This is a genomic window from Altericista sp. CCNU0014 (assembly GCF_044923475.1).
Lineage (GTDB): Bacteria > Cyanobacteriota > Cyanobacteriia > Thermosynechococcales > Thermosynechococcaceae > JAAURS01.
In genome coordinates this window covers 758,845-782,258 of record NZ_CP137338.1, presented here as the reverse complement: position 1 = coordinate 782,258, position 23,414 = coordinate 758,845, and the positions used below count along the sequence as shown (strand labels likewise).

Below are 23,414 nucleotides of genomic sequence, written 5' to 3'. Positions count from 1 at the left end.
GCACGGGTGTCAATCTAAAAATCTAAGGGTAGAAATACACAAGAAAAAGCTCTTGAGAGTCTTTCCGTGTTTCGACCTCAAGAGCTTCTTATCTGAATCACTCCTCACTGAACCAAAGATATCTCCTCTCAAAAAAAGCGCTAACGTTGAAGTGACACTTTTTGGAGTGTCACTTTTTTGACGCGTTTCCTCTCTCCTCCGAACCCGGCTAATTCCTCGCGCTCGTCCCGATCGCCAGATCGTGCTAGCACCGTTCGAGGCGTTTCCCGTTACCTTCCAAGGCCGAGAGATCCGCTATTTTGAGCAGTTTGTGGCGCGGACTCAATCCGGAAATGAAGACGAGCGCGAGGGTGCGGCTTGCCGTGCGAGACAATGTGACATTTTGAATGCAGGACACAGGGTGCTTGACTAATAAGAGCGCGAGAACATCAGTCCCGCGCTGTAACGGTACTCCGTTCAGCGTCGGGTAACAGGTCATCTCGCCGCTTGCTGAGCGCGGTTCGATGCCCCCGAAGCAAGCATTTACCACCACGCTCTGCCCGTGGTAGAATATGGCGATGTTGACCATGAACTACACCTACCGAATCTATCCAGATGCTGCTCAAAAGGCTGATTTGCTTGAGTGGCTTGAGACGTGCCGAGGCGTATATAATTACGCTCTGCGCGAACTCAAAGACTGGCTTGCTTCGCGTAAGTGCACGATCGATCGGTGTTCTTTGGAGCGGGAATACATCATCAGTGCATCTGAGCCGTTCCCCTCCTATCACCGACAGCAGAACAATTTGCCCAAAGCGAAGAAATTGATTCCTCGTTTGGGCGAGGTTCATTCTCAGGTGCTGCAAACTACGATTCGCAGGCTGCACGACACTTGGGAAGCTTTTCAAAAGCGTGGACTTGGATTTCCGCGCTTCAAAAAGTTTGGTCAATTCAAATCGTTTGTGTTTCCTCAATTCAAGGTCAACCCGATTGAAAGCAACTTTATCAAGCTGCCTAAGATCGGGGCGATTCGGATCGAACTGCACCGCCCAATACCAGATGGATTTGTGGTAAAGCAGGTTCGGGTATTGTCCAAGGTTCGAGGAACGCAATGGTATGTCGTGGTCGCAATTGAATCGAGTGTGTCTATCCCAGATGCCTCGGTTCACGGTCGAGCCATTGGAATTGACTTGGGATTGGAGCGATTTTTGAGCGCTTCGGATGGCAGCTTTCAGGAACGTCCAAAATTCTTTCGGTCTATGCAAGGCAAGCTGAAATTGCTGCAACGCAGAGCCTCTAAGAAAAAGAAGCGTTCTAAAAACTGGGAGAAGGCACAAATCGAAGTTGCCAGAATGCACCACCGGATTGCAAACCGTCGCAAGGATTTCCACCTCAAGACGGCTCATAAACTCTGCGATCAAGCTCAAACTATCTTTGCAGAAGACCTCAACGTCAAAGGTTTGACGAGAGGGATGTTGCGTAAAGATTGCGTTGATGCTGCTTTTGGTCAATTTCTCTGTTTGACTGAATGGGTGTGCTGGAAGCGTGGGGTGTACTTTGCCAAAGTCAATCCCAACGGTACAAGCCAAATTTGCCCAGCTTGTTTTGCCACTGTCAAAAAAGACTTGAGTGTCAGAGAGCATTTTTGTCCTGAGTGTGGGTATCAAACGCATAGAGATCATGCAGCAGCAGAGATGGTCTTGAGTCGTGGACTAGAAAATGTAAGTACCCAGGGACTCTGGGGAAAGGAAACAGTCTGTCAAGTCGGGCTATCGGGGGTCTATGACCTAGATAAGTGGCGTGGGGCAGAAATATCCAAGAGCGATCTTGGGAAGCCCGCGCTGTATGCGCGATGCCCTGAGCTTGTCGAAGGGTAGCATCAGCCTCGGGAGGATGTCACGTTTCATGAAGTCAAAACCGATGGACGCTCCTCGATCCGAGAATGTTTCGCCGTTCCGTCAGGGGGATGGCACTGCATCTTACGTCGTGATTTACGATGGCCGTTGCAATTTGTGCTCGACGCTGGTGCAGGCGCTAGCGCAGCTAGAGCGCGGTAGCTTATTTCGCTACGCGCCCATGCAGGATACGGAAACCCTCGCGCATTGGCAAATTACGCCTGAAGCCTGCGAGATGGGCATGATTTTGCTGAAGCTCGACAACCCGCAACAGCGCTGGCAGGGCAGTGACGCCGCCGAAGAAATCGCGCGGCTCTTGCCAGCAGGAGCCGCTATTATCCAGGCGTACCGCGCTATTCCAGGTCTGAAAGCGTTGGGCGATCGCACCTACGTCCAAGTGCGCGACCATCGCTATGCCTGGTTCGGACGGCGATCGCAGACCTATCGATCGGAATATCCCTATTCTGCCTGCGACGCCTGCGATGCTCGCTGAAAACGGCATGCAAAATGATGCAATCGCGACCTCGCTCGAGAGGGACAAGGCAGATCGGTCTTAAGATGGAGAAGAGCTCGGTCAACTTTCACCGCTGCTGACGCCCGCTATCGTCCCAGCGATAGGGGTACAAAAGCTCCAAAAACCGTTCTATCGACCTGTTGACGACTGCTATGCCCTCCTCTCCTGACTTTTTAAGCATTCTGAATCCCTCTCAACGTCAGGCTGTCGAGCATTATTGCGGACCTCTGTTGGTGGTCGCAGGGGCGGGATCCGGTAAAACCCGCGCGCTAACCTACCGCATTTCTAATTTGGTTCTCAAGCATCGGGTCAACCCGGAGAATATTTTGGCGGTTACGTTCACCAACAAAGCCGCCCGCGAGATGAAGGAGCGCATCGAAAAGCTATTTGCCGAACAGCTCGCCCAACAAGACCACGGCAAGCCCCTGGAACTCCTACCGCCCTACGAACAGACCAAGCTGCGATCGCGGGTTTACAAAACCATCACCAAGCACCTCTGGATTGGGACATTTCACAGTCTGTGCGCGCGGATCCTGCGGTTGGAGATCGACAAATATCGAGATGAGAAGGGTCGCCGCTGGGAGAAAAATTTCTCGATTTTTGACGAATCCGACGTTCAAAGTCTGATTAAAGATATCGTGACCAACCGTCTGAACTTAGACGATCGCAAGTTTCCGCCGCGCGCCGTCCGCTTTGCCATCAGCAATGCCAAAAACCTCGGCCAAACCCCCCAGCAATACGAACTCGAAAACAACAACTTTCGCGGGCGCGTCATTGCCAGCGTCTATGAAGCCTACCAGGACGGCCTTGCCGCCAACAATGCCCTCGACTTCGACGACCTGATTCGGATCTTGGTGCAGTTGTTCGCCCAGAATGAAACGGTGCTGGCCTACTGGCACAGTCAATTCCACCACATGCTGGTGGATGAATACCAAGATACCAACCGCACCCAGTACGATCTGCTGCGGTATATTGCCACCAATGGCGAAGCGGTCGAAAACTTTAAAAACTGGCAGAATCGCTCCATTTTTGTGGTGGGCGACGCCGACCAATCCATCTATTCCTTCCGCGCTGCCGACTTTACGATCCTGATGGGGTTCCAGCAAGATTTCGGCGATCGCCTCCCCGATGACGATACCCGCACGATGGTGAAGCTGGAAGAAAACTATCGCTCTACTGCCAATATCCTCGAAGCCGCCAATGCCTTAATCGAGCACAATACCGAGCGGATCGATAAAATTCTGAAGGCCACGCGGGGCGAAGGGGACGCGATCTTCTGCTTCCGCGCCGACGATGAGGTCCACGAAGCCGAGTTCGTCGTGGATCAAATGCGATCCATCGAGCGGGACAATCCCGAAGTCAATTGGGGGGACTTTGCTATTCTGTACCGCACCAATGCCCAGTCGCGCGCCTTTGAAGATGCGTTGGTGCGCTGGAGCATCCCTTACACTGTGGTGGGCGGACTCAAGTTCTACGATCGCAAAGAGATTAAAGATGTCCTGTCCTACCTGCGCCTGATTGCCAACCCCGCCGACACGGTCAGCCTTCAGCGAGTCATTAATACCCCGCGACGGGGCGTCGGGAAGACGACGCTCGATCGACTGGGACAAGCGGCCCAAGAGTTGGGCGTGCCGCTTTGGGAAATTCTCAGCGATGAATCTGCCGTCAAAACCCTAGCGGCTCGCAGCGCTAAGCCCATTTTGCAGTTTGTCTCCATGATCCAGCAGTGGCAGGCGGAAGTGGAAACCAAACCCGCTGCCAATATTATCCAGGAGGTATTGGAGCAGTCCGGTTACGTACGCGATTTGCTGGCGCAGGGCACAGACGAAGCCGACGAGCGCCTCGCGAACGTTAAGGAACTTTATAACGCCTCCCTTCAATTTGCAGAAGAAAACGACGACTCAGCCCTCGATACTTTCCTTGCCAACGCCGCCCTCGCGTCCGATGCCGACAGCAAAGATACGGCGGAGACGGTCACGCTGATGACGCTCCATTCTGCCAAGGGATTGGAATTTCCCATCGTATTTTTAGTGGGATTAGAGCAGGGACTGTTCCCCAATTTCCGCTCCCTGGACGACCCTGCCTCCCTCGAAGAAGAGCGCCGCCTGTGCTACGTGGGCATCACCCGCGCCCAAGAACGCCTGTTTATTTCCCACGCCCGCGAACGCCGTCTCTACGGCTCCCGCGAACCTGCGGTAGCGTCTTTGTTTCTCTCTGAAATTCCGCGCGAGCTAATGCAGCTCAACTCGCCCCTCGCTATTCCCAAACACAAGCCTGAAATGGCAACCCCATCTAAAGCCAAGCCCTCGGCGCTGCCCAATACTCACGCTCAGGACTGGTCCGTGGGCGATCGCCTGATCCACAAGGGCTTTGGCGTGGGCGAAGTAACCCATATTTTTGGAGCTGCCGATAAAATTTGTTTGGCGGTTAAGTTTCCTGGCATGGGGCAGAAGATTTTAGACCCAAAAATTACGGCGCTCCAGCGGGTGAATTAATTTTCTTCGCTAGGGCTTGGAAGTCCTGTGAGCTCACCGAGGGTGGAGTGAGCGCCCGTGCACTAGAAAATGTCGTGCAGTTTGAGGATTGTTGTGTTTCTGCTGGGCAGGGTTAATATAAAAATACAGGAGATTCAAAGGCTCTACGATGACACAGAAGATACGACCTCTGATTACATCTACGGAAGTTGGGAATCTGGACCCGGAACAAATTCGGACTGTGGTTCGGGCGGTCCATGTATTGCCCGCTGATCAGGGCTGGGAAGTTCGGAAAAGTGGGCGCGATCGCGTGGATCGAGTTTTTCCAACCCAGGCTGAAGCAATACATTTTGCCCGCGAACTTTCTGTCGGGCAAAATGTTGAGGTGATTGTCCACGCCAAAACTGCCGAGACACTTCGACGCGAATTTTATAAGGTATGACGCAGACAGGTTATGAGGGCAGTGTGTTTATTAACTGTCCGTTTGACCTGGAATATCAGGCGTTGTTCTATGCGGTCATTTTTGCGGTGCAGGATTGTGGGTTTTGGCCGAGGTGCGCTTTAGAAATCAATGACTCCAGTACGGTTCGCATTGAAAAGATTTTTCAGATTATTGAAAGCTGCAAGTTTGGCATTCACGATATTTCTCGGACTGAGACATCGGGCATTGAACCTTTGCCCCGCTTTAATATGCCGCTGGAGCTAGGGCTATTTCTGGGGGCGAAGCGTTTTGGGCAAGGGAAACAGGCTGAAAAGCTGTGTTTAATTCTGGATCGAGAGCCGCATCGGTCTCAACGGTTTTGTTCTGATATTGCCGGACAGGATATCCAGACCCACAATCGGGAGCCGGGGAAGGCGATTAGGGTGGTTCGCGATTGGTTGGCGGGGGCGGTGCTGGATGACGGCATTTTGCCGGGAGGGGCGAATATTGCGGAGCGGTATGATGATTTTTGCAAAGATTTGCCCATTTTCTGCGATAAATCTAGCCTAAAGGTAGAAGAGTTGATTTTTGTGGATTTTCGCAAGCTGGTAATTGAATGGTTAGAGATTAATGAACGATTTGGCAATCAAGTTTCCAGGGATGGGTTAAAAAATCTTAGATCCCAAAATTACCACCCTAGAGCGGGCGTCTTAGTCATTGGATTGGGAAGCGATCCAGCAACGACAGGATTTTCGAGATGGTCAGCAACAGTCGCCTGACAAAACGGATTGCCCACGGACAAAATGGAGTCCAAACAAAGTCAGCCGATGCGATCGCATCGGCTGACGATAAAAAATCTAAGGTCGCAGGTAGACGTTACTTCACAAACAGCATTTCTTGGTAGGTCGGTAAAGGCCAGAACTCATCCGCCACCTCCCCTTCCAAGGCATCTGCATATTCCCGCAGATTGTCCATTAGCGGACGAATAGTTTGAGCCATATACTGCATGTGGTCTTCGATCGTGGCAAAGTCGTGCTTGCCCATGGCATCGCTGAGCTTACTGACGTTATCCATCATCGACTGTATCAGCACCCCTACCTTTTCAGCAACTTCCTTGTCCATTTCGATGCCAATCTTCTTGGCTTTGATAATCGCTGTGGATAGGTCAGAGAGATACCGAACCGCAGCGGGGTAGATGATGGTTTTAGCCATATTGACCATCAGCTTGGCTTCGACATCGATCGCCAGAATATACTGTTCTGCATACACCTCAAACCGACTTTCCAGCTCGACGGGCGTCAGCACGCCCACGCGGCTAAACAGTTCTTCGATGTAGTCCGCCTTTAAGATAGGCAGCGCATCGGCAGTGGTTCGCAGGTTGGCTAAGCCGCGCGCTTCAACGGCCATCTTGTGCCATTCTTCCGAATAGCCATTGCCGCCAAAGACAACCGCGCCGTGCGTATCCATCACCTGTTTAAGCACCGTGTGGATAGCAGCATTCAGTTCCGCTCCTGCGGCCATTTCACTCTCTAGCGCGTCGGCAACCCAGGTTAAGGAATCCGCCAGAATGGTGTTCATGGCCACCAAGGGGCCAGACACCGACTGGTTGGAGCCAACGGCCCTGAACTCAAAGCGATTGCCCGTAAAGGCAAAGGGCGACGTACGGTTGCGATCGCCCGGATCCTTCGGAAATACGGGCAGCGTGTCTACGCCAAGTTCCATCACCCCAGCATGGGCAGAACTCGTCGGTTCTCCTTTGCTGATTTGCTCAAACACCTGCGCGAGCTGCGTGCCTAAGTAAACCGAAATGATGGCAGGGGGCGCTTCATTGGCACCCAAGCGATGGTCGTTACTGGCGGTCGCTACCACCGCCCGTAGGAGGGGGCCATATTTATGCACACCCCGAATCACCGCACCGCAAAATAGCAAAAACTGCATATTGGCATGGGGCGTATCGCCCGGATCTAGCAGGTTGCCTTGAGTGGGATTGCCCACCGACCAGTTGACGTGCTTGCCAGAACCATTGATTCCGGCAAAAGGCTTCTCGTGGAGCAGACAGGCAAACCCATGTTTTTTGGCAGTCATCTTCAGGATGGTCATAGTGAGCTGCTGGTGATCGCTCGCGACGTTAGCAGCTTCAAAAAAGGGTGCCAGCTCAAACTGCCCCGGTGCGACCTCGTTGTGGCGCGTTTTAGCTGGAATACCCAGCCGATACATGCGCTCTTCCACGTCCTGCATAAACACTTGGACGCGATCGGGAATGGCACCAAAGTAGTGATCGTCAAACTGCTGTCCCTTGGCTGCGGGTTTACCAAACAGGGTTCTGCCTGAAAGCAGCAGATCGGGACGGCTGTGGGCAAAGTGGGCATCCACCAAAAAGTATTCCTGCTCTGCGCCGCAGCTAGAGTTGACGGGCGCAACGTCAGAATGCCCCAATAGCTTCAGCACGCGAGTTGCAGCTTTGTTCATCGCCGCATTCGATCGCAGTAGGGGCGTTTTCTTATCCAGGGCTTCCCCTGTCCAGGAAATAAACACTGTAGGGATGCACAGGGTTACGCCATTGTCTGTTTCCATCACATAGGCAGGACTGGTGACATCCCAGGCCGTGTAGCCCCGCGCTTCAAAGGTCGAGCGCAGCCCGCCATTGGGAAAGGACGATCCATCCGGTTCCCCCTGCACCAGAACCTTGCCCGTAAATTCAGTGATGATGCTGCCATCCCCCTGCACTGAAATAAAACCGTCATGTTTTTCGGCAGTTGCATTGGTCATGGGATAAAAGACGTGGGCGTAATACAGCGCGCCTTTGGAAACGGCCCAATCTTTCATCGCGGCGGCAACCGTCCCCGCGACGGATACATCCAGCTTTCCGCCAGTTTGAATGGTGCTTTTAACGGACTTATAAACATCCTTGGGTAAACTTGCCTGCATCTTGCTCAGGGTAAACACATCCGCTGCCCATAGCGCTTCCAGGCGCTGCGGAATCTTGGATGGTAAAGGCTTGCGATCGGTGACTTGGGAAACAGCCTGAACGCGCAATTCATGGGTCATGGTGATAGTCCTAAAAATGTGATTGGTAATAAGCCGTAGGCGAATCTTTAATGCACTTGCGGCACAAAGAATTGCTCGTTGCGAGGCGGACGCACGTAGTCATGGGGGGCGCTCTTGCGCGGTGGGAGTTCCAGCGGATCTGGCGTCATATCCACATAGGGAATCTTGCTTAAGAAATGGCTGATGCAATTCAGGCGCGCCCGCTTTTTGTCGTCTGCTTCCACCGTAAACCAGGGCGCTTCAGGGATATTGGTGTGGGCAAACATGGCGTCTTTGGCTTGGGAATATTCCACCCAGCGATCGCGCGATTCCAAATCCATCGGACTCAGCTTCCACCGACGCGCCGGATCGATCGTGCGAGACTGAAACCGACGTTCCTGTTCTTCATCGCTCACTGAGAACCAGTACTTGAGTAAAATAATGCCGGATTTAGCCAGCATCCGCTCAAACTCTGGACAGGTCTGCATAAATTCCTGATATTGAGCATCCGTGCAGAATCCCATCACATGCTCTACGCCAGCACGGTTATACCAGCTCCGGTCAAAGCAAACAATTTCACCCGCAGCCGGAAGATGGGGCACGTAGCGCTGGAAGTACCACTCCGTTTTCTCGCGATCGCTGGGAGTTCCCAAAGCCACCACGCGACAGCCACGGGGATTGAGCGGTTCGGTGATGCGCTTAATCGTGCCGCCTTTACCTGCTGCATCGCGCCCCTCAAACAAAATAACAATGCGCGCACCCGTATGCTTTGCCCAATATTGCAGCTTCACCAGCTCTACCTGCAAACGAGCTAATTCCTGTTCGTACGCTTTGCTAGAGAGTTTAGAATTCATTTCACTCTCCGAAGTCTGGCAAAGCGCCTTCAATTCTGAAGTTTTGCTCAAATCATCATTTTTCTTAAGCTTATGCTTTTTCTTTTTGCTCTTTTGCTCTGCGACCAGAGACTCCAGAATGGCAGTTGTTGAGGAACTGCCATTCATCACTTGACTATCCATAGCTATCCTTCCATGACGTAAAATTGCAGAACACGTAACAGCAGGCCAATGGGATTGACAAAGAAATGCTCGATCGAACAACAGATTCCAGATCGATCTCAATCTAGAAATCCGATCGCTGCTAAGATCTAGGGCAAGGCATTACAACCTAAAATTCATTACCCTGTAGCACCCTAAAAGTCCCAAACTAAAAGTTCCAAAACGCTTAGCCGACAGATGTAACAAGCAGAACTATCAAACCTTTTATTTGCAAGCTCTAAGCCTTTCTGAAGGTTTTTGGGTACTCGCCTCATAGTAGAACAGAAAAATAAGATTTTTGTATTGCAAGTTACTAAATGCTGCGCAAATTTCTGAATTTTCGCTCAGTTCGCTTTCAGCTAGGGACTTGGAAAATATTTCGGATCCGCGTTACAAAACTCAATAAAGAGGCAAGCTGAAATTGTTGTTGACGCTGAAGTCTTTACCTCACAAAGACTTCGGTGAAGTTAGCCTAATAACACAAAAGATTGTTTGTATTTAACGATACGGATTTATCAGCGATTCACCCCTAGAGATATTGTATGTAAATCTCCGAGGGATGTAACAGCTCAGCATGTCCAACTCAAGTAATGAACTGAAGCCAATCCTAGGATTGGTTGGCATTACAATCAACGCTTATTGCTTGTCGTTGAAGGAGCCGCCCGTGAGATTGAGCGTGCCCGTTATCTCCTCAATAACGCTGTGATGTAAATAAGCCGTGTGGCACTAGCACAAACCTTAGATGTCAAGATATGCTGTGCTTGAGTAAAACTGGACGCGGGGAATGGTTGCTGAAAACTTTCAAGAGCGAGAGATTTGGGAACGCTTAGAGCAAGCACGAAGGGCAAAAGCAGCTCAGGGTGGCTATGCTGGCTATGGTTCTCCTGCTTTTGGGCAGCAGGCGATTGATGGAGAACTTGCTGAAAATACGGATGAACAACAGGTCATCGAGTTGATTCGCCGCCATCATAAGTCTGGAAAATCCCTTCAGCAAGTGGCAGACTGGCTCAACCAAAATGGCTACACCACCAAACGCGGGCAGCAGTGGCAGCGGATCTCGGTTAAGCGCGTGCTCGATCGCCTATACGGGCGAATGCCGAAAGTCTCAGGGATAGAGTTGCAGGACAAAGAATAATTTAAGGCTGAAAACCAGTCAGCTCAGCGCTTCGGAGGTTTTAAAATGATTGCTACCAAAGAAAATCTCCCTAGATTCACCCCCAAAGAGTACTTTGCTTGGGAGGAGCAGCAGCAAGTTCGTCATGAGTACATTGATGGCGAAGTTTATGCAACGACTGGTGGGACTGTTAATCACAGTCAGATTACTTCAAATTTTAATCGTTTGTTAGGGAACCACCTGCGGGGTAGCGGTTGTAAAGTCCTTAATTCTGATGCACGAGTGAATATTGTTGCATCCACTCACTATGTTTATCCCGACGTGAGCGTTACTTGCGATGAGAGAGATAAGACGACAACCCAGTACATCACCTATCCTTGTCTGATTGTCGAAGTGCTCTCCGCTTCTACCGAAGCTTATGACCGGGGTAATAAATTCAAGTTGTACCGACGCAATCCCAGCTTGCAAGAATATATCTTGGTTGATGCTGAGACAATAGCAATCGAACTGTTTCGTAAGGTTGATGGAGATCACTGGCGCATTATCGACTACGAGCCAGGGGATTTGGTGGAGCTGACCAGCATTAAACTAACTTTCTCGATCGAGCAGGTCTACGAAGACGTTGTATTTGCAACTGAAAAAAGCTCTGACTCATACTAAAAAATGGACACAGCTCGTTTTAGTGACCGATGGTGCAGAAGTTTTAGGGAAAATTCACATAGGTTAGAAGGGTTGTCTTTTCCTTTGAACCTGACTTCATGACTGTATCCTTTGATGATTCGATCGGTACGCCGCCGCTGGCTGAGGCGATCGATCGGCATCCCCTCATTACCGCTCCCAATACCTGCTTGGCTGATGTCGTAAAGCTGATGTATGACGCTGCGGAGCGCAGCCATCAGCCCCTAGACCATTTACAACAGCCTCAATCGGCGGATTCGCTTTGGGGCGCGCGCTCTAGCTGTGTCCTGGTGATGCAGGATGAAAACCTGCTGGGCATTTTCACCGAGCGCGATTTAGTCCAGTTAACCGCAGTCGGGACTGACCTGCGCGCCACAAAGGTTTGCGATGTGATGCATCACCCCGTCCTGACGATCTCGGAACAGTCGCTCCACAACGTTTTTGCTGCCATCTTTTTGTTTCGCCGCCATCGGATTCGTCATCTGGCGATCGCAGACGAGCACCAGCAGCTCATTGGCGTCGTTTCCCTCGATAGCATTCGCCACATTCTGCGACCGACGAACTTGCTCAAAATCCGCCGCGTTGCCGAAGTCATGACGAATCAGGTGACGACTGCATCGCCCACCACACGGGTGGATGAGCTGACAGAACTGATGGCAGTTCATCAAATTAGTTGCGTGGTGATTGTAGAAAAATCGGATCGAGAAGACTCAATCCAGCGTCCGGTTGGCATCGTCACCGAGCGGGATATCGTGCGTTTCCAGGCCCTAGGCTTAAACATCGGCACCACCAAAGCCCGAGCGGTCATGAGTACGCCGCTGTTTGTCTTAAGTCCTGAAGACTCGCTCTGGACCGCTCATCAAGCAATGGAGCAGCGGCAGGTGCGGCGGCTGGTGGTGTCCTGGAACTGGGGACAAGAACTGGGTATTGTGACCCAGACTAGTATTCTTCGAGTATTTGACCCGATCGAAATGCACGATGTGATTGAAACGCTACAGCGCACGATCCAGCAATTGGGTCTAGATCTCGATAAAGTGTTGGCAAATGCGATCGACCACGATACTCACCTCTCTGCCTCTATAGCCGTTCCTGAACCGGACGCAATCCCCAACCTCAAGACATTCTTAAATACGTTCCAGCTTCAGATTAAACATTTGGTCGATCGTCCCGAACTTACAGCCGATGCACGCCAAGCTGTATTGCAGACAATACTGTCCGAACTACAGCAATTTCAGAATTTACTGTGCTGATGCTGTGCGATCGCCTGATCCACAAGGGCTTTGGCGTGGGCGAAGTAACCCATATTTTTGGAGCTGCCGATAAAATTTGTTTGGCGGTTAAGTTTCCTGGCATGGGGCAGAAGATTTTAGACCCAAAAATTACGGCGCTCCAGCGGGTGAACTGATATGGCGGGTAGGGCTGTGCGCCTTAGTTTAGGGAATTTTCTATTGCCGATGGAGTTGAGTAGGTTGGCGATGGCAGTGTAGTACGATGGGTGCGCAATGCAACATTAACTTCCCTGGATGACTCGTACCCATCACGATCTGTTTGCTAAACAACATCTTGAAGCACTGCTCGAATCGTTGGGGACGGTCACGACCAGTCGTAAAGTCACCAGCGAAACGCGTGAAGTCGATCTTTGGTTTGCGCCCCACGATGAGGCTAAAGCGGGGTTGTCTGCTTTGGGGATGTTGGGGCGCATGGCGTTTCAGTGTTGCGTCATTGAACCGTTTCGCAATTCTGTTCGATCTCAGGATGTGAGTAGCTGCGTTGGAAAGCTGATTGATTTGACTGAGGTCTTGCGGCGGCAAGCAAAACGAGAGAAGAAATCTTTACTAGAGTCGGCTTTGCCTCGATTGTGGATTTTAAGCCCAACGGTCCCTGAGCGCGTGGTTCTGGGATTTGGTGCAGCATACGACCCAAGTTGGTCTATGGGATTTTACTTTTTGCCGCCGCAGTTTCGCACGGCACTGGTAGCGATTCATCAGCTTCCGGTGGATGAGAAAACGTTGTGGTTAAGGTTAATGGGGCGAGATGGGGTGCAGCGAAGGGCAATTTCTGAGCTACTAGCTTTACCGTCAGACCACCTGATGAAGCGTAAAACGATGGAGCATTTGGCGGTGTTGCAAATTAGCTTGAATGTAGGGCAGAATTTAACCACGGATGAGAGGGCTTTGGCGATGAATTTGACTCCGGTCTACGAGCAGTGGCGGCAAGAGACTTTGGAGGAGGGCTTGCAACAGGGTTTGCAACAAGGCTTGCAACAAGGCTTGCAACAGGGTTTGCAACACGAGAAAAAGCTGGTTCTGCGTCAGTTAACGCGTAGAATTGGCTCGCTCTCTTCTAATGCCATAGCTCAAGTTCAATCTCTCGCGCTCTCGCAGATTGAGTTGCTGGGGGAGGATCTACTCGATTTTTCCAGCTTTGAGGATTTGGATGCATGGCTGAGGTCGCATTCCTGAAAAACAAAACGCGATCGCCTCATCCTCACGCGGCAGCCTCAGCGCAAAAGGACCGCTCACTTCAGTCGTAAAACTGCGATCGCCATTTTCCCTCGCCTAAAATGACAGAGGAACGATGGTGAGGGGCGATCGCAGATGGTTTGGGAGTTAGGCATTGGAAAGGCCATCGTAGGGGCGATCGCCCGTAAGGTTGTGGAGGCTGGGATTGGCGGCGTTTCCCAGCAGCTCAGCAAAAGCGAGGTTGAAAAAGCGCTTGAAGTTGCATTGAATACAGCCCAGGAAAAAGCCAAACTGGTGCCATTAAAACCGGGTCTAGTACACATGGGGCACAAAAAACTGCTCGTTGAGCGGCGGACGCACGTAGTCTTCGGCTGGCCTGCGCGGCGGCAGCGTCAGAGGTTCGGGCGTCATATCCACGTAGGGGATTTTGCTCAAGACATGCTTGAGGCAATTGAGACGAGCGCGCTTTTTGTCATCCGCTTCAACTGTAAACCAAGGCGCTTCTGGAATATTGGTGTGGGCAAACATATTGTCCTTGGCCTTGGAATACTCCACCCAGCGATCGCGGGATTCTAAATCCATCGGGCTGAGCTTCCAGCGGCGCATCGGGTCTGTGGTGCGCGACTGAAACCGACGCTCTTGCTCTTCATCGCTGACGGAGAACCAATACTTCAGCAAAATAATGCCGGAGCGTACCAGCATTCGCTCGAATTCAGGACAGGTCTGCATAAATTCCTGATACTGCTCGTCCGTGCAGAACCCCATCACATGCTCCACCCCAGCGCGGTTGTACCAGCTCCGGTCAAAGCACACAATTTCGCCCGCCGCAGGCAGATGGGGAACATAGCGCTGGAAATACCACTGGGTTTTCTCGCGATCGCTGGGGGTACCCAGAGCCACCACCCGGCATCCACGCGGATTCAGCGGCTCGGTGATGCGCTTGATGGTGCCGCCCTTGCCTGCCGCATCGCGGCCCTCAAAAATCATCACAATGCGGCAGCCCGTGTGCTTTACCCAGTACTGCATCTTGACGAGTTCCGACTGGAGCCGCAGCAGTTCGGCTTCGTAAAACTTGCTGTTGAGTTTGGGAGCTGTAGCGCTTTCTTCAAACTCGTCATAGCTGAGGAACTTTTCTTTTTTGAGCTTTTTATCCTTTTTTTGTTTTTTATCTTTCTTTGAAGCTTTTTCGAATGGCGCTGTGCCATTGTTGCTCTCGGCAGTCATAGCGGGTTTCTCCAAACTTAAGAGCGAGTTGCAGTTCGATGCTTTCTCCCCCGGAGACATCGACAGTCAGATCTCTACACTAAAGCTTAATTTAGAGGAGCGTTCGAACGGGGGTCTGTCACGTCAGACACGCCTTGCATAGATTGTTCTAGATTTTAAGCAAGAATGCCTAACGCGCCCGGACAAGGCGTCAAACTCCATCGGGATTTCAGCGAATGGGTACAAATCCAGCTTTTTTGACGAGTTGTTGCCCTTCATCGCTCAGCAGTAGATTGGCATAGGCAACCCCCGCCTGCTCGTCCAATTTCCCATCTCGCTTCAGCACCACAAACAACCGCCGCGTGACTGGATAGGACCCATCCGCAAACGCTTTTTCATTGGCTGAAGTGCAGGTCTCGTCGCTACAAGGAGACACAAAGCTTTGGCTGCTGCCCTTGGCGATCGGCAGCAGCCGAATCGTGCGCTGGTTAATCAATTCCGAAGCGGTAGCAAAACCGATACCGCCTGGCGCCGCTGAAGTTTGCCGGATAGAATCTGTTGCATCGCGGGCTATTTTTACATCGGTCCCCAAGGGCTGATTCTCTAAAACATTCTCGACAAAGAAATCGACGGTTCCTCCGGCGCTGGGGTCGCGGCTGACGGGCGTAATTTTGAGGTTAGGCCCGCCGACCGCTTGCCAGTTCTGGATTTTGTCCGTAAAGATATCTCGTACTTGGTTGAGGCTGAGTCCTTTAACACCTTGACTGATGAGAGAGGGCGTTACGAACAAGGCAATACCGTCGATGGCAACGGGTACCGAGTCCAGCGCAAATCCTCGCGATTTGGCTGAGGCAAATTCCTCGTCCTTGGGGGAGCGAGACGACTGGGCAATACTGAGCTGACCATCAATGAGCATTTCGATACCCTTGCCGGAACCGGGTTTTCCCGTCAACGGTTCGGTATAGCGAAGCTGATATTGAGGAAAGACTGTGCTGAACTGGCTGAGGATAGTGGGCGATCGCAGCGGCGCAAACGTGGTCGACCCTCCATAGTTAAAAATCCCTTGGGGGACATTGGGCACGTCCGATAGTTTGGGATAGGTCTGCACCACCGCACCCTTAACTTGGGCACTGTCTGGATTTTCAGGGGCGGTCACGGGAACTGCGGGCGGGGAGGCAGTCGTCGTAACGGACGGACTGCTAACCGCGCTGGGCTTTGAGCCAGAGAACATATCCTTGAGCAAGAAACCGCCTGCCCCTAAAATGCCGAGCAATCCAACGCCCACCAAAATAGGCGCAATCGGCAAACTTCCTTTTTTAAGGGCCGTACCGCAAATTTCGCACTTGGTCGCGGTGACAGGGTTGCGATCGTGTTCGCACTTGGGGCATTTGACAAAGTTAAAGTCGTTCGTCATGTGCTTAAGCCCAGCTCTTCTCAGGTATTTTGTTCGATTATATTCGCTCGTTCAGCCGTCAGACCTAATTCTCCCTGAAGTATCACCGATCGAGCCGCTATCCGCTGTACCCCGTCCAAAATCCCTTACGTCGGAGGTTTTGCTCGAGAAAAATTTTATCGAGTTGTTCTTGAGAAATAAATTTCATCTCAATTAGAACCTCGATAAACGTTGCCCTAGAAGCTTCTTGCTCTTCTAACGCAACTTTTACTTGATAGGGAGAAAGTAGATTTTTGCTAATCAATAATTCACAAAGCTCGTGGATTTCTTTGTCATCCGGCTTTTCATAAGAACTCACTAAATCTGTTTCCTCCGCAAAGAGTTTATCAATTACCGTTTGATGGTCTTGCTCGGTAATATTAAAATTCTGACGTAGAGTATCTAGAACTTCAGAATTTCCAAGGATGTCAATATTCCCGATCGTCAAAGCCTCTTCTAAAATAGCGCCGTAAATCTTTAACTGCTTTTCATGACTTATCTTAGGCAAAACTCTAGCTAAAATATACAGTTCATCAGGCTTCAGTTCATCTAAATTACGTCCCTCTAAAAAGGCAGGGAATTCTAAGGCAAGAATTTTTAGCTCTTTCCGAAGCACATTGGCTAGACGTTCTTTTTTATATTGCTCCGCCGTTCTTTTATAAGTCCTAAAAAACCAGGCCGACGAAAAAAATACAGAGATAAATGCAATAAATTCTCTGAGCCAAACAGGAATCCAAGATAGAGTCGGATAAATACCTAGAAAGAAAATTAAGTTAAACGAGAAAAAGGCATAAAATGAAAAAATTTGATTTTTAACCCGATCTACATCAATAGAACAAGAATTATTTTTAGATTTCTTCTGTATGGTTTGTTCGATTTGCAGGCCAATGAGATAAGAAATTACCGTAAAAGAGCCAAGAATAAGAGGAACAGCAATATACTTTGGAATTGAAAGAATGGGATGACCAAAAAGATAAAGTCCTGACCCTAGCAAAGTCTTAACTTGATCGGTTTCGCTCCAAACGCCACCGGACAGAAAATCCCAGCTACCAGAGTAAAGATAGAAATAAAGATAGAATCCCACCGCTAGTCCGAGGTAGCCGTAGTATAAGAGTTGACGATCGGGTTGCTTAATATTTTCCCAATATAAACGCTCAGCGTCTATATCAACACAAGGAGATTGACATGCGACACACGCACTTTTTTCTATGCCTGATTTGTCAATTTCTCGACACATTGACTGCGTAATTTTGGTGTTTTGAAGATGGGCTTGTTTTCCAAGAAACCCGCGAGGGCCTGTAAAAACAAGCTGTACGGGAGCCATTGGACAAAAGTATTGACACCAACTTTTACCCCCATACAAAAAGCCCACAACTAATACACAAATCAAAGTAAAGAGTAAGTAGCTACCTAAAGCAATTCGATCTGAGTTTGCAAAAAGAAGGCGAATATTTAAACCTAGGAAAAGCATAAAAAACTGGAAATACAAGAAATTCTTCCCCAGCCATGAGTCTTTAGATACTTTGAATGTTTCATAGCGAACTGTTTGTCCAATTGCATTTTTAATCCGATTTCTACGTTGGAGACCTAAAAGCCTAGGAAGCTGAGAGACAAAGGCTAAAGGACATATTCGCCGCCAGATCTCATGGCTAAATATCAGCAGAATAAAGAACGAGCTGGGTACAACCATGCTCCAGAAAACTCGAGGCCCCATTGTGTATCTTTCAATTTCGATACAATTCCCCTGAAATAATAAACAAGCATCTTTGACCGGGTGAAAGGGGCTTTGCAAATTATTGGGATCCGTTAGACTTGATGAAACTGGGTCATAAAATAACGAACAAATCAGTAAAAACCAGCCTAAAGTCATCGCTAATCGAATTCGATGAATAGCCCTCTCTGAAATACTTGGGATTTCCATTGATTATTCTCCGGCGACAAGTAAAATACTAGCAACGGCATCATACCCTAAGTTTTAATCTTGTTTGACGGGAAAACCTTTGAAACCACCTATAGATATGGAATAGAATATTTTTTCCGTGCTATCGAGCAGCCCCTAAGCATAGATAACGCATCGCCGACAGAACTGCCTTCACAAATGCCTCACACGGGTAGCAGAATCATCTCAACCGCACGAGGCGAATTTCGGTCCGTTGATTCTGGTTGTCTTCAGGGGATACGCCCGCCAGTGGCTCCCTAAATCCTTTCCCTTGGGCCATGATTTTGTGCTTTAAACCTAAAGAGTAAAGATAGTCTGCTACAGCCTGTGCCCTGAGCTGACTCAAGGTTTCGTTCTGGCCTGCATCTCCGGTTCGGGATGTATGGCCGATGATGCGAACCGCTACAGTTTGGGGATTGAATTCTGCAATCTCTTTTCTCAATCGATCGAGCGTTTGCTGACCGTCACGGGTCAGTTGAGCCGACTCTGCTTCAAAGCTAACCTGCCCCTTTAGATCTAAGTTACCAATGGCGGGAGCAGATTGAATCTGAGTTTTGCTGGGCTGATTTCCTAAAACAGTCGCGGCCTGGGTACCTGCTAATCGCGCGGCCATTTGGGGGTCGCTGGCACGAATGAGGTCGATCAGCTTTTGGGTATTGGCGATCGCCCCTTTTATAAACCGATCGCTAAACAAATTTTTAGGTCGGTCGGGGACCCGATCCAGCTTGCCTGCCATTGTCAAGATGGCCGCCGTCGAGCCAATGCGTTTTTCAAAGGTGCCATCGGTCAGCCAACGGTGGGTTTCTAGAGACGTAAAAAAGTTAATGCCCTTGAGCACCGTGGCGGCATCCGCAGGGGAGAGCTGCCCGTCTTCCGCAATGTCTTTTTTAAGCTGGGCGTTGTCTTGCGCGGTGCTATCTATCCGACGGTAGTAAAGGGTGAGGAACTGAGCCACTTTTTCGGGGCGAGACTGGATTAATCGATCCGAAGCCACGATGACATCCACAATAGTGTTGGGCGTATCCTGGCTCGACAACACGACTGTACCGCCCTGCTGCCGCGCTTGGGTGACATAGGGTTCCCAGAGGATGGCGATCGCCACATTTTCCCTAGAATCCTGCATTCTCTTCCAGGCTTCAGAAGCATCCGCAACCTCGACCACCTTAAAATCTGCGAGATTAAACGCCTCAAACTTGGTATCGAGCACTAGCCCCAAGTATTCGCTCGGTGTATCCCCAGCAAAAGCCATCGCCTTCGGTTTGACCTGAGACTGTTGCACCATCTGGGTCAAATCCAGCAGAGACTTAAGCTGCGGAAATTGTTTCGTATTAAGCACCACCGCATCCGCCCCAATCGTTCGATCGATCAGCCCCACCACCTTCCCAGCGGGCTTTTGCATCAGAAACTGATCCAGGGTTGTAACCAAAAGATCGGCCTGTCCTCGCTCCAAACTAGCGGCACGTTTCGCCTGATCGAATTCATCCGCATACTGCAAATTTAGCCCAGAGGCTTTGAGGGCATTTTGGAACGTTGGGGTGCGGAAGGTACTGTAGCCGCTAAAAGTATCGCCCAGAATTTTGAGGGTACTATCCGCCGTTGAGAGTTGGTTTGAAAGGCTAGGAATCCTCGCCGCATTGGGCTTTGTGCCCAAGAGATTGCCAAGGAGATAGCCAGCGCCTGCGATCGCCAAACCAAAGGCTGACAGGAGTGAGATCAAGACTAGGACCGTCGGTTTTGCCGCTCCTTTTTGTGAGGAATGACGAATATTAACTTTGTCGAGCAGAGCCAAGTTGCAATGATGTTCGCACTTGGGGAATTCGACAAGGTTAACGTCGTTCATCATGTACTTATACCAAGCTCTTCTCGAATATTTTGTTCGATTATATTAGCCTGTTCCGTGGTCAATCCTAACTCTTCTTGAAGCTCCAGTAATTGAGCTTGTTCTTCGAGGTCAATATCGCCATCGTTTTCAATAAAGGCTCGGAACATCAAGGAGTATTCTTGAACTGGATCGCTTTGGGACGGTTTGGCTGTAAATTCCACAGCAATCTGAGCCGCTAGTTCTGGCGAGATCCCGTATTTTTCTCTAAATTTTTCTAAAAGTTGCTGTTCGGTAGCGGTAGGGGTGCCTTTTCTATAGCAAGTCTGGGCCAGTTTGCGGAATTTTTCGAGGTTCTCTCCCCTGGTGGCTGCTGGCTGGGTCTGAGGCGCTGGGATAGGTACGGTGGATTCAGACCGTTGAGCGGTGGCAGTGGCGGTAGAAACAATGAAAAGACTGTGGGTTTTGATGTAGTCCTCGATCGCCCCTTTAACTTGCTGATAGATCGGATCGTCTTCGCCGTTCGGCAGCGATCGCTTGAAGCGATCGAGATAGGTAATCAGATGCTGATAGAGAGCCTGTTTATCGGGCTTGGTAATCGCACTTCGACCTCTCTGGGTTAGGGCATCGGACAGAATGTTCCGCAGATTGACGTTAGCGTCGCTCAGGAGGGCATCTTCTGCTTCTTGATGGGTGGAACCTAGCACCTCAACGGTTTCGAGTCCCGTTTGTTTGTCGGGGTAGCGCAGGCGGATTTCAGAGAATCCCGTAGCTCGGTTCTCAACGGTATAAATCAGCTCTAGGGCAACACCCAAGCGTAGATTTTGCTTGACCTGAGCTTCTTCTTGAGGGGCAGGTAAGAGGTCTTTGAACTGACGATTCTCTTGATGGGTATGGAGCGGATTCGCATCGGACTGGGAGATCGAGCGATAGATATTGCGCATCTTATCGATGCCCTCAATCAGCCGCAGCGGAAATGCGCCCACTTCGTGAATAAAGTACACGCGGTGAGGGTCGTTGAGGGGCTTAATGTTTTTGTCGTCGAGGGCACTCACTTTCCGCAGGATGGGCAGGATGGCTTCAACGGCAGGGTCAGTCGGTTTGGTACCGCCTTGGATGCCCACGAGTTTCTGACGCTTTTCGGCCACGTCGTCCCAGCCCAGGCTGACCTGTTCTTTGCTAAAGCGCAGAAATGGCTCGCTCTTTTGGAAGGTGGTTTTAAGCTGTGCTTCCTGCTGGTCGAGGGTGGGGTAGCGCTCTAGGAACTTCCGGGCAGTGGAAATATTCACCTGGGCACTGGTCTTAAACTCATCCTGGGTACGGCCTAGCAGTCGCTCAAACAGGTCTTTGACCCGCAGGGTATCAAACCCATATAGATCGAACAATCGGCTATTGACCGCGCCCAAAATATCCTGAGAGATACTTTGACAGATAGTAGACTCGCGATCGCCCAAAGTTTGTCCGTACACCAGATCGATATCCTTCGTGTCGTAGAGCAAAATCCCGTTGACGGTCAGCGTCCCGGTCTCCTTGACGTAGACATTCTCGCGTTCGGCAAAGTTGGTTTGGAGCGATTCGAGCACGCGATCGAACGCCGTGAGATCGGACAGGAGCGTATTGACTTCCTGCTTTAGCTCATCCAGGAGCGTTACGCCGAGGGTTCTGGCTTTAACTTCCACCTTAGCAACGTAGGTAAGTTCTAGAGCCTGCAAAATATTTTTGAAATCCTCGTCAATCACGCCGCGACGATTCAGCATCAGCATTTGACGGGCATGGTCGTCAATGGTCTTGAGGAGGGCTTGGAGCGCATTGGCCGCCGACTTTTCCTTGGGCAACCAGTCCTTTTGGCGCGCTTGGTCGAACTGATTGCGGTAATCGGTCAGCACTTCTTGGAGGACTTCCAAAAACTGACGGGTAAACTTCGGCCCTCGGAAGCGATCTTCGAGCAGGTTGTAAACGGTCTGGCGCAGTTCTTGGCGCTTTTGGGGAATCAAACTCTGAAGGTTATCCCACATTTTCTGGAAGTAATCGCTCCAGAATTTGGGGTCGGGGTGGCTGTCATTAAAGTGGGGCGCGTATTTTTCCTGCTCCACGGAGACAAACTTTTGCAGGTTCTCGAAGGGAATATTGAGATCGTTTCGCTTTTTGCGGATCGCGGCAATCCAATCGGCCACTTCCTTGCTGTAGGGCTTCATGTTGTCGCCCAAGCTGATGCTGTCGATAATTTGGCGATCGTTTTCCGATTCCGCCAACTTGAGGTTGGGCAAAATTTCAGTTTTAATCACATCCCGCATCGCCGCCGGAGAAGGAGTCGGATTCTGCCACCAAGACACGACCTGCCGTGCCAATCGCGCCGCGCAGGCGTTCAGCACCCGATCCACGGGAAACTGGATGCTGGAGAGGCCAAAGGTTAAAAAGTTCTGGGGAAACCCGAGCGGGTCGGGGCTGGACCAGTGCATCCGAATGTTGTCGCGCACGAGCTTTTTGTACTGGCTAAAGCCGGAGCTGAAGTCTAAAAAGACATTCTGCGCCACCATCTCTAGCACGGCACCGACGCTGGGCAAGGTCACTTTATCGTTGCTATTGCCCACCAGATAGCAAAAGCTGAAGGGGACATCTCTGCCGCTGTTAGGGCTGATGCGATCGCTCCCGCTGGTACTGTACTGGGCTTCAAAACGCGTATCGCTGCGGGAAAAGTGGTTGAGTTCCATCAGGGCGGCGTAGGCATTGGCAATCACGCGATCGCCCAGTCCCGAAAATGCCCCCGGTAGCAGCATATAGGCAGAAGTCTGGGGAATCTCCGAAGCGGGCACCCAATCGCGGACGTTGTAGGCCAGATCCAAAAACATCCCGGAACCCGTTCCGCCGGAGAACGAGCTGATCACAAAAATATTGATGCCCTTGTCTAGCTCCACCTTCCATTTGTCGAGCATGAACTTTTCGTGGCCGACAATCCGCCGTTTGGCGTCCTGAAATGCCGCCTTAATCTGCGGAAAATTGACGGTAAAGGCAAACTTACCTAAAGCCCGCACTTGGCCAGCACCCGCCAAAATTGAATCCGTTCCCTTCAGTTGCGGCGGAAACCATTCGGAGAGGTAGGGATAGGAAGATAAGTTATTAAGGATCGCCTTGGCATTTTCAACCTTGGCCCAGACCTGCTCGACCGGACGCAGAGAAATGTCTTGCTTGAGCACCACCTGCGGCTCGGTCGCCTTGGCATTCTGCTCCGTGTCGATGTGCAGAAACGAAACGATGGGAAGATTGTCGAGAGACCCGTAGGCTTCGACAATCATCCGCCGAATTTTAATTAAAACCTCTTTACCCGTCCCCCCTAAGCCAATGATGACGGTAGGAGTCATGCCGATGTATTCTGCCATAGGTCTGAACGCTTATTAAGGTTGCAGCTATTTCATTGTGGCAGCATAA

19 protein-coding genes are annotated in these 23,414 nt (G+C 50.7%); 10 read left to right on the top strand and 9 right to left on the bottom strand.

The features are described 5' to 3' along the window. Positions 1-244 precede the first annotated feature (244 nt). Positions 245-478, bottom strand: a complete 234-nt coding sequence (locus tag R6H26_RS03930; protein WP_404788518.1) for a hypothetical protein — start codon at positions 476-478, stop codon at positions 245-247. 88 nt (positions 479-566) lie between these two features. Between R6H26_RS03930 and R6H26_RS03925 the strand changes: the two genes are divergently transcribed. From R6H26_RS03925 to R6H26_RS03905, 5 genes are all read left to right on the top strand, one after another. Beyond that, on the top strand, positions 567-1,853 hold the full coding sequence (locus R6H26_RS03925; protein WP_404788516.1) for an RNA-guided endonuclease InsQ/TnpB family protein: 1,287 nt from the start codon (positions 567-569) through the stop codon (positions 1,851-1,853). Between the two features lie 28 nt (positions 1,854-1,881). Next, positions 1,882-2,364 carry a thiol-disulfide oxidoreductase DCC family protein gene (locus R6H26_RS03920; RefSeq protein ID WP_404788514.1) on the top strand — a complete coding sequence of 161 codons (483 nt, stop codon included), beginning with the start codon at positions 1,882-1,884 and terminating at the stop codon, positions 2,362-2,364. A 173-nt stretch (positions 2,365-2,537) separates the two neighbouring features. Beyond that, the gene (pcrA, locus tag R6H26_RS03915; RefSeq protein WP_404788512.1) at positions 2,538-4,880 is read left to right on the top strand and encodes a DNA helicase PcrA; all 2,343 of its coding nucleotides are present in this window, start codon (positions 2,538-2,540) and stop codon (positions 4,878-4,880) included. Positions 4,881-5,028: 148 nt separating this feature from the next. Beyond that, positions 5,029-5,301 carry a DUF2188 domain-containing protein gene (locus R6H26_RS03910; RefSeq protein WP_404788510.1) on the top strand — a complete coding sequence of 91 codons (273 nt, stop codon included), beginning with the start codon at positions 5,029-5,031 and terminating at the stop codon, positions 5,299-5,301. Further along, positions 5,298-6,059 (top strand): hypothetical protein, encoded by a 762-nt coding sequence (locus tag R6H26_RS03905; RefSeq protein WP_404788508.1) that lies wholly within the window; start codon positions 5,298-5,300, stop codon positions 6,057-6,059. The genes R6H26_RS03910 and R6H26_RS03905 overlap by 4 nt, the downstream gene beginning before the upstream one ends. A 97-nt stretch (positions 6,060-6,156) precedes the next feature. Here R6H26_RS03905 and R6H26_RS03900 read toward each other — a convergent pair whose 3' ends face one another. Next, positions 6,157-8,328, bottom strand: coding sequence for a glutamine synthetase III (locus R6H26_RS03900; protein WP_404788506.1), 2,172 nt, complete (start codon positions 8,326-8,328; stop codon positions 6,157-6,159). Between the two features lie 47 nt (positions 8,329-8,375). Beyond that, the gene (gene ppk2 / locus R6H26_RS03895; RefSeq protein ID WP_404791196.1) at positions 8,376-9,161 is read right to left on the bottom strand and encodes a polyphosphate kinase 2; all 786 of its coding nucleotides are present in this window, start codon (positions 9,159-9,161) and stop codon (positions 8,376-8,378) included. Between the two features lie 964 nt (positions 9,162-10,125). Between ppk2 (R6H26_RS03895) and R6H26_RS03890 the strand changes: the two genes are divergently transcribed. From R6H26_RS03890 to R6H26_RS03870, 5 genes are all read left to right on the top strand, one after another. After that, a complete protein-coding gene (locus R6H26_RS03890) occupies positions 10,126-10,476 on the top strand; it encodes a recombinase family protein (RefSeq protein ID WP_404788504.1) in 351 nt (116 codons plus the stop codon). 45 nt (positions 10,477-10,521) lie between these two features. Beyond that, the gene (locus R6H26_RS03885) at positions 10,522-11,115 is read left to right on the top strand and encodes a Uma2 family endonuclease (RefSeq protein WP_404788502.1); all 594 of its coding nucleotides are present in this window, start codon (positions 10,522-10,524) and stop codon (positions 11,113-11,115) included. Positions 11,116-11,213: 98 nt separating this feature from the next. Beyond that, positions 11,214-12,383, top strand: a complete 1,170-nt coding sequence (locus R6H26_RS03880) for a CBS domain-containing protein (protein WP_404788500.1) — start codon at positions 11,214-11,216, stop codon at positions 12,381-12,383. Then, the gene (locus R6H26_RS03875; RefSeq protein WP_404788498.1) at positions 12,377-12,538 is read left to right on the top strand and encodes a hypothetical protein; all 162 of its coding nucleotides are present in this window, start codon (positions 12,377-12,379) and stop codon (positions 12,536-12,538) included. Before R6H26_RS03880 ends, R6H26_RS03875 begins: the two co-directional genes overlap by 7 nt. Positions 12,539-12,656: 118 nt before the next feature. Further along, positions 12,657-13,595 (top strand): DUF4351 domain-containing protein, encoded by a 939-nt coding sequence (locus R6H26_RS03870; protein ID WP_404788496.1) that lies wholly within the window; start codon positions 12,657-12,659, stop codon positions 13,593-13,595. A gap of 56 nt (positions 13,596-13,651) precedes the next feature. On the opposite strand, the gene R6H26_RS03865 is transcribed toward R6H26_RS03870, so the two are convergent. The 6 genes from R6H26_RS03865 to R6H26_RS03840 all read right to left on the bottom strand — a co-directional run bounded on the left by R6H26_RS03865 (position 13,652) and on the right by R6H26_RS03840 (position 23,365). Beyond that, positions 13,652-13,918 carry a hypothetical protein gene (locus R6H26_RS03865; RefSeq protein ID WP_404788494.1) on the bottom strand — a complete coding sequence of 89 codons (267 nt, stop codon included), beginning with the start codon at positions 13,916-13,918 and terminating at the stop codon, positions 13,652-13,654. Then, entirely contained in the window at positions 13,908-14,819 is a 912-nt protein-coding gene (gene ppk2 / locus R6H26_RS03860) for a polyphosphate kinase 2 (RefSeq protein WP_404788492.1), read from the bottom strand. Before ppk2 (R6H26_RS03860) ends, R6H26_RS03865 begins: the two co-directional genes overlap by 11 nt. A 208-nt stretch (positions 14,820-15,027) precedes the next feature. Continuing rightward, the gene (locus R6H26_RS03855; RefSeq protein ID WP_404788490.1) at positions 15,028-16,212 is read right to left on the bottom strand and encodes a PstS family phosphate ABC transporter substrate-binding protein; all 1,185 of its coding nucleotides are present in this window, start codon (positions 16,210-16,212) and stop codon (positions 15,028-15,030) included. A gap of 97 nt (positions 16,213-16,309) precedes the next feature. Continuing rightward, positions 16,310-18,151 (bottom strand): calcium-binding protein, encoded by a 1,842-nt coding sequence (locus R6H26_RS03850; RefSeq protein ID WP_404788488.1) that lies wholly within the window; start codon positions 18,149-18,151, stop codon positions 16,310-16,312. A gap of 199 nt (positions 18,152-18,350) precedes the next feature. Then, complete coding sequence (locus R6H26_RS03845) at positions 18,351-20,012, bottom strand: OmpA family protein (RefSeq protein ID WP_404788486.1); 1,662 nt, start codon at positions 20,010-20,012, stop codon at positions 18,351-18,353. Next, a complete protein-coding gene (locus R6H26_RS03840; RefSeq protein WP_404788484.1) occupies positions 20,009-23,365 on the bottom strand; it encodes a tubulin-like doman-containing protein in 3,357 nt (1,118 codons plus the stop codon). Before R6H26_RS03840 ends, R6H26_RS03845 begins: the two co-directional genes overlap by 4 nt. Positions 23,366-23,414 lie beyond the last annotated feature (49 nt).

What these genes read in the sequence shown, in the direction of transcription:
- R6H26_RS03930 (WP_404788518.1), bottom strand. Translation starts at nt 478, where the DNA reads ATGACCTGTTACCCGACGCTGAACGGAGTACCGTTACAGCGCGGGACT.
- R6H26_RS03925 (WP_404788516.1), top strand. Translation starts at nt 567, where the DNA reads ATGAACTACACCTACCGAATCTATCCAGATGCTGCTCAAAAGGCTGAT.
- R6H26_RS03920 (WP_404788514.1), top strand. Translation starts at nt 1,882, where the DNA reads ATGAAGTCAAAACCGATGGACGCTCCTCGATCCGAGAATGTTTCGCCG.
- pcrA (WP_404788512.1), top strand. Translation starts at nt 2,538, where the DNA reads ATGCCCTCCTCTCCTGACTTTTTAAGCATTCTGAATCCCTCTCAACGT.
- R6H26_RS03910 (WP_404788510.1), top strand. Translation starts at nt 5,029, where the DNA reads ATGACACAGAAGATACGACCTCTGATTACATCTACGGAAGTTGGGAAT.
- R6H26_RS03905 (WP_404788508.1), top strand. Translation starts at nt 5,298, where the DNA reads ATGACGCAGACAGGTTATGAGGGCAGTGTGTTTATTAACTGTCCGTTT.
- R6H26_RS03900 (WP_404788506.1), bottom strand. Translation starts at nt 8,328, where the DNA reads ATGACCCATGAATTGCGCGTTCAGGCTGTTTCCCAAGTCACCGATCGC.
- ppk2 (WP_404791196.1), bottom strand. Translation starts at nt 9,161, where the DNA reads ATGAATTCTAAACTCTCTAGCAAAGCGTACGAACAGGAATTAGCTCGT.
- R6H26_RS03890 (WP_404788504.1), top strand. Translation starts at nt 10,126, where the DNA reads ATGGTTGCTGAAAACTTTCAAGAGCGAGAGATTTGGGAACGCTTAGAG.
- R6H26_RS03885 (WP_404788502.1), top strand. Translation starts at nt 10,522, where the DNA reads ATGATTGCTACCAAAGAAAATCTCCCTAGATTCACCCCCAAAGAGTAC.
- R6H26_RS03880 (WP_404788500.1), top strand. Translation starts at nt 11,214, where the DNA reads ATGACTGTATCCTTTGATGATTCGATCGGTACGCCGCCGCTGGCTGAG.
- R6H26_RS03870 (WP_404788496.1), top strand. Translation starts at nt 12,657, where the DNA reads ATGACTCGTACCCATCACGATCTGTTTGCTAAACAACATCTTGAAGCA.
- R6H26_RS03865 (WP_404788494.1), bottom strand. Translation starts at nt 13,918, where the DNA reads ATGTGTACTAGACCCGGTTTTAATGGCACCAGTTTGGCTTTTTCCTGG.
- ppk2 (WP_404788492.1), bottom strand. Translation starts at nt 14,819, where the DNA reads ATGACTGCCGAGAGCAACAATGGCACAGCGCCATTCGAAAAAGCTTCA.
- R6H26_RS03855 (WP_404788490.1), bottom strand. Translation starts at nt 16,212, where the DNA reads ATGACGAACGACTTTAACTTTGTCAAATGCCCCAAGTGCGAACACGAT.
- R6H26_RS03850 (WP_404788488.1), bottom strand. Translation starts at nt 18,151, where the DNA reads ATGGAAATCCCAAGTATTTCAGAGAGGGCTATTCATCGAATTCGATTA.
- R6H26_RS03845 (WP_404788486.1), bottom strand. Translation starts at nt 20,012, where the DNA reads ATGATGAACGACGTTAACCTTGTCGAATTCCCCAAGTGCGAACATCAT.
- R6H26_RS03840 (WP_404788484.1), bottom strand. Translation starts at nt 23,365, where the DNA reads ATGGCAGAATACATCGGCATGACTCCTACCGTCATCATTGGCTTAGGG.